Below are 12,740 nucleotides of genomic sequence, written 5' to 3' on the forward strand. Positions count from 1 at the left end.
GAAACAATTCTTTATTGTATTTATTTATAATTTTAGTTTATGCTGAGGCAAGAAAAGGAGAATAGATCGCTTCGCGAAAACCTGATGCTGGCATCGTCTACGGCGTTTGTATCGGGTATTGTTAACGTAGTATGTTTACTGGCCTTCCTGGCGTTTTCATCGAACGTTACCGGTCACGTGGCCAACCTGGCCAATCATGTGGTTCAACAGAATTACCACGAGATAGGTATATTTTTGATCTGGCTGTTCATGTTTTTTGCAGGCGCTTTCGCGGCCACATTTATCATCAGGTCTGTACAGGAAAAGAGCCTGTATAAGGCGAACGCCACCATCATAGGTATTGAGATCATTTTGATGTTAGCCGCGGCCTTGTACGCTCACCATCTTTACCAGGAAACACAATTTGAAAAGGAAGTACTCATCAGCCTGATGTTATTTGTAATGGGCCTGCAAAACAGTATGGTTTCTACCATATCCGGAGGGTTGATCAAGACCTCTCATCTGACAGGCTTGTTTACAGATTTGGGCGGTGAGGTAGCTGAATGGTTCCATCCAAAAACAGCTAAAACAACCGTGATCCGTAATAAGATACTGATCAGGTTGACCATATTAGGATTTTACTTTATTGGCGCTGTTGGAGGCGGATACTTTTTCAATATTTATGAATTCGCGATATTTTATGTGGTACCGTTTATATTGCTCACCATTTTGTATTATGATCTGTCGCCAATTGCTTTGCATAAACTGTTACGTATATTTTCAAAAAAACCAAAAACATCAACCACTATTTAAATTTTAGAAATCATGAATCAAGACATAAAACCACACAACACAGATCATATTACTTACCAATCGCTTTTAGAGGGCAATAAAACTTTTGTCGCCGAAGCATTGAAAGAGGACGGCGACTATTTCACCAAACTTGCCGCCGGTCAAAAGCCACCCGTTTTATGGATAGGCTGTGCGGACAGCCGGGTGCCTGCAAACCAGATCACCCACACCAGTCCGGGCGAAATATTTGTGCACCGCAACATTGCCAACGTTGTAGTGCACACCGATATGAGCATGCTTAGCGTGCTGGATTACGCGGTAAATGTGTTGCAGGTGAAGCACGTTATCGTAGTAGGCCACTACGGCTGTGGTGGCGTGAATGCCGCAATGACCAACAAAGAATTTGGCCTGATCGACAACTGGCTGCGCCATATTAAGGATGTATACCGTTTGCACGCCGATGAGCTGGATGCCATCACTGACGAGAAAACGAAATCTGACCGGTTGGTGGAGTGCAATGTGATAGAAGGTGTATATAACTTGGGCAAAACAACCATCGTACAAAACGCCTGGAAAGACCCGAACCGTGAGCTGCAGGTACATGGCTGGGTATATGAATTAAGCACCGGGCTTATTAAAGACCTTAACGTTAGCCGCAAAGACAACAGCGGTATGGAAGAAGTTTTCAGGTTCGATATATAAGAGAATCAGGAATCTGCATTAACGAATCAAGATAGACGCCGCTGCAGAAATGCAGCGGCGTCGTGTTTTATAAGCTATCAAATCAACGGATGTTCAAACGCCAGCGTGCAGCTTCGGGCGAAAAAACGAGCCGCTACTGAGGGCTGTGTGATGAGGGCCATGCGAGTGTTTTGCAGGGCAAAGCTTGTGCGGAAAAGAAGCCTTTCGCTGGCTTGATTTTTTGGTTACTTTTTCATCTAAGGAAAAAGTAACGAGCCTTTAGCGGCGAATGAGCGTAACCACATGCCGTCCTTTGAGATACCGAAACAATCCCGATTTAAATCGGGCGGCATGACGCAAGCGTGGGCTTCGACAGGCTCAGCCTGACAAAGTTTTATTAAGCCTTAATTCTTGCTTCTTGCTTGTTGTCTCTTGGTTCTTGTCTCTTGCTTCTATCCTACACCACCATATTCACTATCCTGCCTTTAACAACGATCACTTTCTTTGGCGCTTTACCTTCCAGGTATTTCTGCACGTCGGCGTTGGCCAGAACGAAATCCTCAACTTCTTTAGTCTCCAATGAAAGCGGAATGTTAAGGTTCATTTTCATTTTGCCGTTTATAGAAATAGGATAGGCAAACTCATCTTCTACCAGGTAACCCGGGTTGAACTGCGGATAAGGTGCGTAAGACAGCGTACCCGGCTGGTTGCCCAGCAACACCCAAAGCTCTTCGCAAATGTGCGGTGCATACGGCGACAGGATGATCACCATATCCTGTAATATCGCCCGCTTGTTACATTTCAGGTCGGTGAGTTCATTGACCGCGATCATGAAACTGGATACTGAGGTGTTAAAAGAGAACCTGTCAATATCTTCTTCAACCTTGCGAATGATCTTGTGCAGCGACTTCAGTTCTGCTTTGGTTGGCGCTTCATCAGATATATTTAGCTCCCACTGCTCATTATGAAACAAACGCCAAAACTTGCGTAGAAATTTGAATACACCCTCTATGCCGTTGGTATTCCACGGTTTGCTTTGCTCGAGCGGACCAAGGAACATCTCGTACATGCGCAGGGTGTCGGCACCGTAACGTTCTATAATGTCATCGGGGTTAACTACGTTAAACTTCGACTTCGACATCTTTTCGACCTCGACGCCGCAGATGTATGGAGCCCCACCCCGGCCCTCCCCGGAAGGGAGGGAGACAGAACCGTCCTCAAGTATCAGAATGGCGTCTGCAAATTCCGGTCTCCAGTCTCTAAACTTTTTGATATTTAGGTTATCGTTTTCAACTATGTTAACGTCAACGTGTATTGGTGAACTGTGAGTTGCGAAGTTACTTTTTATAGGAAACCCCCATTCCTCGAATAACATTCCTGCACTTGCATTAGGGTCGTTGTACCGGTTCCACTGCTTTTTTGATAGAAAATAGTGACTTGGCGACTCGTCCTCATCAAATTTTGTTACACGATACACAAAGTTACTGCGGCCCTGTATCATCCCCTGGTTAATGAGCTTTTTAAAAGGCTCTTCTTCTACCACAAGGTTTAGGTCTTTCATAAACTTATTCCAGAAACGGCTGTACAGCAAGTGGCCGGTAGCATGCTCGGAACCGCCGATGTATAGGTCAACCGCTTTCCAATAATCCACCGCGTCTTTAGATGCGAATTCAGCATTGTTATCAGCATCCATATAACGGTACCAGTACCAGCTGCTGCCTGCCCAACCAGGCATGGTGGAAAGTTCGTAAGGGAAAGCCTCACTTTGAGCCCCCTCTAAATCTCCCCCGGGAGGGGAGACTTTTTCTAAAGCCCTCCCTGCCGGGGAGGGTTTGGGTGGGGCTTTGTAAGTCCAACCCTCGGCTCTTCCTAATGGCGGTTCGCCGGTTTCTGTGGGCAGGTATTTGTCCACTTCGGGTAGTATTAATGGCAGGTCGCTTTCGCTGATCAGGTATGGCAGGTCGTTTTTAAAGTAAACCGGCACGGGTTCGCCCCAATAGCGCTGGCGGCCAAAAATGGCATCGCGCATACGGAAGTTTACGCGCGCTTTGCCCGAGCCTACTTCTTCCAGCTTGGCAATAACCGCCGATGTAGCTTCTTTATAATTCAGTCCGTTTATAAAATCAGAATTAATGTATTTGCCCTCTTTGGTCGGATCGGCCTCTGTTTCTATATTCTGTATGTCGATGATCGGGATGATCGGCAGATCAAAATGTTTGGCAAACAAATAATCGCGCTGGTCGCCCGACGGAACTGCCATAACCGCGCCTGTACCATAGCCTGCCAGCACATAGTCGGCTATCCAGACCGGCACCTGCTCATTATTCAGCGGGTTAATTACATAACTACCTGTAAACACGCCTGATACCGTTTTGGTATCAGCCATTCGGTCCAGTTCCGATTTCTTTTTAGTTTGAGCGATGTACGCTTCGACCGCTGCTTTCTGTTCAGGAGTAGTCAGGGATGAAACCAACTCATGCTCAGGCGCTATCACTAAAAACGTAACGCCAAAAATGGTATCGGCACGGGTGGTGAAAACCTCTATGAAAGGAGCCTCACCCCGGCCTTCTCCAAAGGAGAGGGAGGCAATAGGAAATCGAACCAGCGCACCCACACTTTTACCTATCCAGTTGCGCTGCATTTCTTTAAGCGGCTCAGGCCAGTCGATGGTGTCCAGGCCTTGCAGTAAGCGGTCGGCGTAAGCGGTGATGCGCATGCTCCACTGCATCATTTTCTTCTGCTCAACAGGGTAGCCCCCGCGTTCAGAGAAGCCGTCTTTAACTTCGTCGTTCGCAAGTACCGTTCCCAAGGCAGGGCACCAGTTTACCGTGCTTTCGCGCAGGTAGGTGAGGCGGTATTTCAACAATTCGGTTTGTTGTTCTTCGTTGCTGAATCCATCCCACTGGCCGGCGGTAAAGGTTTGTGTATCCTCATCACTAACGGCATTGATGCCTGCCGATCCATTGGTTTCGAAATGTTTAACCAGCGTATCTATCGACTCGGCTTTGTCAGCGTCTTTATTGTACCACGAGTTGAACAGCTGCATAAATATCCACTGCGTCCACTTGTAATATCCCGGCGAACTGGTGCGCACTTCGCGGCTCCAATCGAAAGAGAAGCCGATCTGGTCTAACTGGCGACGGTAGGTAGCTATATTTTGCTCGGTAGTGATGGCAGGGTGCTGGCCTGTTTGTATCGCATATTGCTCGGCCGGCAGGCCGAAGCTATCGTAACCCATAGGATGCAGCACGTTAAAGCCTTTGAGGCGTTTATAACGCGCAAAAATATCAGAAGCAATATAGCCCAGCGGGTGCCCTACATGCAGCCCCGCGCCCGAAGGGTAGGGGAACATATCCAGCACGTAATATTTGGGTTTTGAGGAGTGGTTGTCGGCTTTAAAAGTCTGATCGTCGGCCCAAAACTTTTGCCACTTTTTCTCTATATCTTTAAACTGGTAGTCCATTATCGCAATCGCTGTAAATATTCAGCGATGGCGAAATTAAGAAAATTGGGCGGTTTTTGGGCAGGCAATGGCTTAATGAACAGATGACCCAACGCGTTTGCTGTTTCACTGTTTCACCTGAAACAGTTGAAACAGTTGTTCCATACTTTTAGGTATGTGACAGGAACTTGCTCTTTGCTGGTTATCAGGGGCTAACAGCGTTTACCTGCAAGCACTACTTTGTCAGTACGTGGGCTTTTAAGCACTTGAAACACTAATATTACTGACAAACTCAAATCATTACTGGCATTGTAGTGCCGGATGATTTTTATGATTATTATTGTTATCAATGAAACGCTTATTCTCTAACCTAACCTTTCAGGTATTGCTTGCCATCGTTCTTGGTGTGCTGGTAGGTATCTATTTTAAATCGTTCGCGCCAACGGCGAAAGATATCAGCGACACCTTTATCAAGATGATCACCATGCTCATAGCGCCCATCATTTTTTGCGTCATCGTGTTAGGCATTGCCAACATGAATGATATGAAAAAGGTGGGCAGGGTAGGAGGTAAGGCTATTTTATATTTCGAGATCGTTACGACTTTTGCTTTGCTGCTGGGTGTGGTATTGGCCAACGTTTTGCGGCCCGGCGATGGTATGGTTGTTAAGGCCGTTAGCGCCGCACAGAATATCAAACTGGCGGGCTATGAGAAGCAAGCCACGCAAATGCATTGGGGCGATTTTTTTACGCACATTATCCCCGGTAACGCTTTTAAGGCGTTTACAGATGGCGACATTCTGCAGATCTTATTCTTCGCGATATTATTTGGCTATGGGCTGAGCAAGTTGGGTGAAGAAGGCAAGGGTGTAGTCCGCGGTATAGATAAAATATCCAAGGTGCTCTTCAATATAATGGGAGTGGTGATGCGCGTAGCGCCGATAGGTGCCTTTGGGGGGATGGCTTATACAGTCGGCACTTATGGTTTGTCGACACTTGTGCCAATGCTCAAGCTTTTGGGAGCGGTGTACCTGGCCATGCTCATATTCATTTTTGTAGTGCTTAATATTATCTGCTTTATCTACAAGATCAGTTTATGGCAGTATTTAAAATATATAAGGCAAGAGATCTTTATTGTTTTGGGCACCTCATCGTCAGAGCCGGTATTACCTGCCATGATGCAAAAGATGGAACGATTTGGCTGTGCTAAATCGGTTGTCGGACTGGTGATCCCGACGGGTTACTCATTTAACCTGGATGGCACAACCATTTATTTATCCATGTCGGTCATCTTTCTGGCACAAGTGTTTCATATCCCGCTGTCACTTGGTCAGCAGTTGACCATCATTGGTATTTTGATGATCACCTCGAAAGGCGCGGCTGGCGTGACCGGGAGCGGCTTTATTGTGCTGGCTTCTACCTTGACGGCGATAAAGATCATTCCGCTGGAAAGCGTTGCTATACTTTTAGGCGTAGACAGGTTTATGTCGCTGGCCCGGGCATTGACGAACGTGATCGGAAACGGACTCGCCAGCGTGGTGATCGCTAAAAGTGAAAAGGAGTTTGATGAGGCGAAATATCAAAAGGCGATTAACCCCCTAACCCCCTGAAGGGGGAAGAATTTCGAATGTCGAATTTTCAATTTCGAACTTTGAACGAAAGTTAATTCTGTTAATTCTCAAATTCCGTAAATTCGGATTCAGACAAAAATGCTCATCACCTTTTACACCGCGCTTTTAGGACTCTTTACCGGACTTACCTACTCGTTCGCGCTTGGTTTTGCATGGGACGATGGGGTAGAATACGGCTTGGGCATTGGGCTGATATTGGGCGTTTTGTTATTTATCGTTCAACGCTTCCTGACTGCGCGCAATGCAATTAATGCAAAAGACACGCAAATGCTTAGCAGTTATATGCTGGTGATGTTTATGGCGATAAGTGTGTTTAGCGGAATAATTGTTTGGCTATTTAGGGTGGCGATATTTTAGGGCTTTCGCGCTACTGATATTTCGGAAATATCAGTATAACACCTTAGATGCAAGGCTTGAATAATCAAAAGTGACAAATTTGTCATTGCGAGGCACGAAGCAATCCCGTAGGATGATTGTCGGCGGCTCAGGTGCCGCAAAGGCTTTGTTCTTTTGTCTTAGCAACAAAAGAACCAAAAATGCCAAGTCAGCGCAAGGCTTCTTTTGCCGCACAAAGCCTTTGCCCTGCAAAATTGCTGCATCGGCCCTCAACCCCGCAGGCCTAGTACCTGCAGCAATTTATCACCGAAGCTGCGCGCTGACATATAAGGCCCAATTTCCGTTATTACCACTGCCTTTTAAATAACTTCATCCAACATTGCCGAAGCAGCGCGCAAAAAAAAGTTACCTTTTATTGAATAAGCCGATGGCATTCTTACATTCTGTAAATTCCAGTTCAGACATTTGCGTTAGGGATAGTAGTGAAAAGCCCGCATTCCGCAATATCGGGAGAGGACTTGTAACGGATAGCCCGGCCCGCGAAGCGGGCAACGCCCAAAATATAAAGCGTTGGGAGTGCTTATTGGCAATAGTAATTTGATTTACCATCTTCATCAAATTCATAACAGCAACTCTTAACTCACACAACACACCATTCTTACCTCACAAACTTTTCGTAAAATCTTTATTTCTCTTTCCTCGCATTAAGGCTTTTTCCTTAAAAACATTAGCTTTGCCATCGCTAACAGAAAAACATCATGAGCGTTCTCGTAAATAAAGATTCGAAAGTAATTGTACAAGGTTTTACCGGTAACGAAGGTACTTATCATGCAGAGCAGATGATCGCCTACGGTACACAGGTGGTTGGTGGTGTTACGCCGGGCAAAGGCGGGCAGCAGCACCTTGACCGCCCTGTGTTCAATACCGTGCAGGACGCGGTTGACAAAACGGGTGCAAATGTTTCGATTATATTCGTTCCGCCGGCATTTGCAGCCGATGCCATTATGGAAGCTGCCGCGGCAGGTATCAAGGTGATCGTTTGTATTACCGAAGGTATCCCAACTAAAGATATGATCGCGGTTAAGGAATATTTGGTTGGTAAAGACAGTCGGTTGATTGGCCCTAACTGCCCTGGTGTGATCACTGCCGATGAAGCCAAAATTGGTATTATGCCGGGCTTTATTTTCAAAAAAGGTAATGTAGGTGTAGTTTCAAAATCGGGCACCCTAACTTACGAAGCTGTCGACCAGGTGGTGAAAGCCGGTTTGGGTATTACTACTGCCATTGGCATTGGAGGTGACCCGATCATCGGTACACCAACCAAAGAAGCTGTTGAAATGCTGATGAACGACCCTGAAACGCATGGCATTATCATGATAGGCGAAATTGGCGGTGGCATGGAAGCCGAAGCTGCACGCTGGATAAAAGAGCATGGCACTAAACCTGTTGTAGGATTTATTGCCGGGCAAACTGCGCCTCCGGGACGCCGTATGGGCCACGCGGGTGCTATAGTTGGAGGTGCAGATGATACGGCTGCGGCTAAAATGCGCATCATGGCCGAGTGCGGTATCCGCGTGGTGGAATCGCCTGCCGAGATAGGTGCTGCAATGGCTGAAGAATTGGCTAAAAAAGGTTAACGGCCGAACGGCGAAAGCTGAACGGTTTAAATATTTGAAAGTCCCGGTTGTATAAACCGGGACTTTTTTTGTTTAAGCCTCACTCCAACCCCTCTCCGACGGAGAGGGGCTAAAAAAAGTAGAGCCCTCCCTTCTGGGGAGGGTTGGGTGGGGCGGTATTATATCGTTGAATGTCCTGTGAGATGCGAAACGAACTTGACGTGATATTGATGGCAGAATTTACACCCGCAAAACAAATAAACAACCGTTAACCCTTATCTTTGCAGCACCAAATTACCTGCCATGTTAAAAGGATTTTTCAACGTACCTAACCCTGTCAATGAGCCCGTTTTAAACTACGGTCCGCATAGTATTGAACGTGCCGAATTGCAAGCCGCTTTGAGCGAAATGCGCGCTTCTGTGACCGACATACCGATGTATATCGGCAGCGAGGAAGTTCGGACAGGCAAAACTTTAGAGGTACGCCCACCGCATGATCATCAGCATCTATTGGCTACCTACCACGATGGCGACGCTTCACATGTTACTGCGGCTATTGACGCGGCTTTGGCAGCTAAGCATGATTGGGAAAATATGCCCTGGGAACAGCGCGCAGCTATTTTTCTAAAGGCCGCCGATCTGTTAGCAGGCCCTTACCGCGCCAGGCTAAATGCGGCTACCATGTTGGGCCAATCTAAAAACGCTTACCAGGCCGAGATTGATGCCGCATGCGAGTTTATAGACTTTTTGCGCTTTAATGTGCATTACATGACACAGATCTACGCGGAGCAACCGCAAAGCGGCAAAGGCGTTTGGAACAGGGTAGAGTACAGGCCGCTGGAAGGTTTCGTATTCGCGATAACGCCTTTCAATTTTACAGCTATTGCAGGCAACCTTTGCGCGTCTGCCGCCATGATGGGTAATGTAGTGGTTTGGAAACCTGCGCCTACGCAGATCTATGCAGCAAACATCACCATGCAGTTATTCCTCGAAGCAGGTGTGCCTCCCGGCGTGATCAACTTAATTTATGGCGATGGCCCGACCGCGGGTGAGGTGATCTTTAAACACCCCGACTTTGCAGGTTTGCACTTTACCGGCTCTACGGGCGTGTTCCAAAATCTTTGGAAAACCATCGGTGAGAATATCCATCAATATAAATCGTACCCACGGATTGTGGGCGAAACCGGTGGTAAGGACTTTGTGCTTGCGCACCCAAGCGCCGACGTTGATGTGCTGAATGTGGCTTTACTCCGCGGCGCGTTTGAATACCAGGGGCAGAAATGTTCTGCCGCATCAAGGGCATATATTCCCGCCTCACTTTGGCCGCAGCTGAAAGACAAGTTAGTGAACGAAATCGCGTCATTTAAAGTTGGCCCGGTTGAAGATTTTGGCAATTTCGTGAATGCGGTTATTGACGAACGCTCGTTCGATAAACTGGCTAAATATATCGATGCCGCTAACGCTGATCCTGAAGTTGAGGTGATAGCAGGTGGCACTCACGACAAAACCAAAGGCTGGTTCATCAGCCCAACGGTTATTGTCACCAAAGACCCGCATTACGTAACCATGTGCGACGAACTCTTTGGGCCTGTGCTGACTATTTATGTTTATGACGATGCCGAGTTTGACAACATTATGGGCATTATAGACACCACCAGCAAATACGCGTTAACCGGATCTATCATCAGTCAGGATCGTTACGCGATCGCCAAAGCGTCGGACAAGTTGAAATACGCTGCAGGTAATTTCTACATAAATGATAAACCTACCGGCGCTGTAGTTGGTCAGCAGCCTTTTGGCGGTGCACGCGGATCGGGTACCAACGATAAAGCAGGTTCAATGCTAAATTTGCTGCGTTGGGTGTCGCCCAGAACGATCAAGGAGACATTTGACCCACCAAAGGATTACAGGTATCCGTTTTTGCAGAAGTAAAGGCCTCACTCAACTCTCTTCAAAGGAGAGGGCTATAACCAAGTGTCATTGCGAGGCACGAAGCAATCTTAGCATAAAAATGTCCTATAAGATTGCCGCGTCGCTACGCTCCTCGCAATGACATGGTTTGTTTTTATTTATATTTCTCCTTCCCGTTTACGTAAAAACCACTCGGCCGACAAGAGGAGAAGTATTATGGCAAACACCCATTTCAGGTCAATAGGTTCAGAATAATGCTTGTCTTCGTTAAGGATGGTTTTGATGTTATCATTCTTGCGGATAAGGTCAGCAAGTTTTCCGATCTCGTTTGGCTGCAGCAGTTGCCCGCCCGATGATTTAGCAATGTTATATAGTAAGTTATGATCCGCGCGACTTTGTTTGGCTTCCAGGCCGATGGCTTTTACGCTTAGTTGCCCGCTTGCTTTAAACGTTTCTTTACCCAATTGTGTGGCAGCGGTATAGCTATAATCGCCTGCCGGCAGGTCGCCCGCATCTAACTGGTAGCTTTGCCCGTTGCGGCTAAATTGAAAACTATAGTTTTTACCGTTTGAATTTTTTAGGTCGAGCTTAACGTCCGGTGCGTTGGTAAGTGCGAGCGCTTCATTATAGAGTTCGGCATTCAGCAATACATGCTCACCTTCGTTAAAGATATTTTTCGCCGCGTATGCCCTAAACCGCTGCCGCGACGCATTGGCAGTTAAGTACATTACAGTTTGTGATACCAATTCTTCCAATGCTGAATGGGTGCCGAACGTTTCATACTCGGCCAAATGCCATCGCCACAAACCTTCACCCGCCAGAACTGCAGTGCGTCTGCCGCGATCGTCACCGAAAACCATTAAGGGGTAATTAGTGCCAATGCTGCCGATCTTTTGCTTGAAAAGCACAGCCGCATTACCGATCGCGTTGTAATTCCCGAACATGGCGATGAGCGGCGGCATCTGCGCTATCTTTCTCAAGGTTGAATCGCTTAGCGTAAACGCGGAAAAGCCGGTTTGCGGTAAGGCAAAAACCTCCTGATTATCCACGCGGGTAATAATCAGCTGAAGTAACCTTTGCTCGCGGTTAAATGCGCCGGGATCTGTTTGTGCGCCGCCTATTACCCATGTGGATGTACCGGCGGTAAGCGCCTGCAGTGTTTGATTAAAGTCGGTGATCTGGTAAAGGATGACCAGATTATAGTTAGCAGTTTTTGCAGCGACCAGGTCCGCTAACTTAACGGACTTTACCTCGAAGTTGCGGTTAGCTTCGATAGCGTGTGTGAGTGTGCCGATATCGGGGTGGGGGCCGTTATACACCAGCAGTACCTTTTGGCGGGCGTCAATCACTTCTACATAAATTGTTTCGGTGTTATTTTGCAGGGACGCCTCATTCTTAGCCGGGGCGATACTGAAAGTAAATTTATGCAGGCCTTTTTCGTCGGCATGCAACTTAAGCGATACGGTTTTTTGAAAGTTATTATTGTTGACAAGTATTTCTTTACTTAAAACCGGTTTACCATCCTCGGCAACAGTTAAGTGCATGGTTTCGCCTTTGCCGAGGTACGCGCCCACAGAAACTTCCACCTCAAAGTCGTTTTCTAATAGCGCGGTTTTATTATAGTTGACATTGGTGATAAACAGGTCGCGGCGGGTTGTGGTATCGCCCAAACCAATAGTGTAAATGCCCGATTTTATATTTTTGGCTTCATAAGCAGGGTCGGTACCTTCATTGTAAAGGCCGTCAGTTGCAAGCACAATGGCGCCAATATTTTGGTTGGCGAAGCCGTCATTAAGTTGATGCAAGGCGCCTGCAATATCAGTTTGCTTAGCGGTAAAATTCGCAGGCAAGCCAGGTTGTAAGTCTTTTCCGAAATGAAACTCACGCACATCATATTTGTCGCCTAAAGCCTGTTTCAATTGGCCCATGTCGTTAACCACTTGTTTTAGATTAACTGACGGCGGATTGAATTTCTGAATAGATGCTGAATTATCAACTGCAACCAACACCAGCGGCTTTTGCGGCTGATAATTTGTCGATTTTATGATAGGCGATAAAAGCAATAATGCAATAAGCGTCACCGCGAGAAATCTAAAGGCGGTAAGCGCATAACGCAATCTATTGTTAAAGACGACCGGTAGGCGGTACATCAACCAGGCGTAAAGCGCGCCGGCCAGCAAACAAAGTAATACCCACCAGCCCGAAACGCTTCCCCAACTAATCGCGAACAGAAAATGCATTGTGGTAAAGGTAAAAGGTTAGGCGAATTTGCGAAAGGTCAGGTTAAGTTAAAATCGAACCATTGCCTCATAACTGGTTTTAACTTTCAATGTTACTTTCTTTGACCGTCAAA

General features: G+C 46.8%; 8 protein-coding genes. 6 read left to right on the forward strand and 2 right to left on the reverse strand.

The features are described 5' to 3' along the window. Positions 1-39 precede the first annotated feature (39 nt). The gene (locus GO620_RS03345; RefSeq protein ID WP_157526325.1) at positions 40-792 is read left to right on the forward strand and encodes a YoaK family protein; all 753 of its coding nucleotides are present in this window, start codon (positions 40-42) and stop codon (positions 790-792) included. Positions 793-804: 12 nt separating this feature from the next. Further along, a complete protein-coding gene (locus GO620_RS03350) occupies positions 805-1,473 on the forward strand; it encodes a carbonic anhydrase (RefSeq protein WP_157526326.1) in 669 nt (222 codons plus the stop codon). 436 nt (positions 1,474-1,909) lie between these two features. On the opposite strand, the gene GO620_RS03355 is transcribed toward GO620_RS03350, so the two are convergent. Continuing rightward, positions 1,910-4,915 (reverse strand): leucine--tRNA ligase, encoded by a 3,006-nt coding sequence (locus GO620_RS03355; protein ID WP_157526327.1) that lies wholly within the window; start codon positions 4,913-4,915, stop codon positions 1,910-1,912. Positions 4,916-5,243: 328 nt separating this feature from the next. Between GO620_RS03355 and dctA the strand changes: the two genes are divergently transcribed. The 4 genes from dctA to pruA all read left to right on the forward strand — a co-directional run bounded on the left by dctA (position 5,244) and on the right by pruA (position 10,408). Beyond that, on the forward strand, positions 5,244-6,503 hold the full coding sequence (dctA, locus tag GO620_RS03360) for a C4-dicarboxylate transporter DctA (RefSeq protein ID WP_157526328.1): 1,260 nt from the start codon (positions 5,244-5,246) through the stop codon (positions 6,501-6,503). 99 nt (positions 6,504-6,602) lie between these two features. Then, entirely contained in the window at positions 6,603-6,881 is a 279-nt protein-coding gene (locus tag GO620_RS03365; RefSeq protein ID WP_157526330.1) for a hypothetical protein, read from the forward strand. 737 nt (positions 6,882-7,618) lie between these two features. Then, positions 7,619-8,497, forward strand: coding sequence for a succinate--CoA ligase subunit alpha (gene sucD, locus GO620_RS03370; RefSeq protein WP_157526332.1), 879 nt, complete (start codon positions 7,619-7,621; stop codon positions 8,495-8,497). A gap of 282 nt (positions 8,498-8,779) precedes the next feature. Next, positions 8,780-10,408, forward strand: coding sequence for an L-glutamate gamma-semialdehyde dehydrogenase (gene pruA, locus GO620_RS03375; RefSeq protein ID WP_157526334.1), 1,629 nt, complete (start codon positions 8,780-8,782; stop codon positions 10,406-10,408). A 137-nt stretch (positions 10,409-10,545) separates the two neighbouring features. On the opposite strand, the gene GO620_RS03380 is transcribed toward pruA, so the two are convergent. Beyond that, the gene (locus GO620_RS03380) at positions 10,546-12,627 is read right to left on the reverse strand and encodes a hypothetical protein (protein WP_157526336.1); all 2,082 of its coding nucleotides are present in this window, start codon (positions 12,625-12,627) and stop codon (positions 10,546-10,548) included. Positions 12,628-12,740 lie beyond the last annotated feature (113 nt).

This window comes from Mucilaginibacter ginkgonis (assembly GCF_009754905.2).
GTDB lineage: Bacteria > Bacteroidota > Bacteroidia > Sphingobacteriales > Sphingobacteriaceae > Mucilaginibacter > Mucilaginibacter ginkgonis.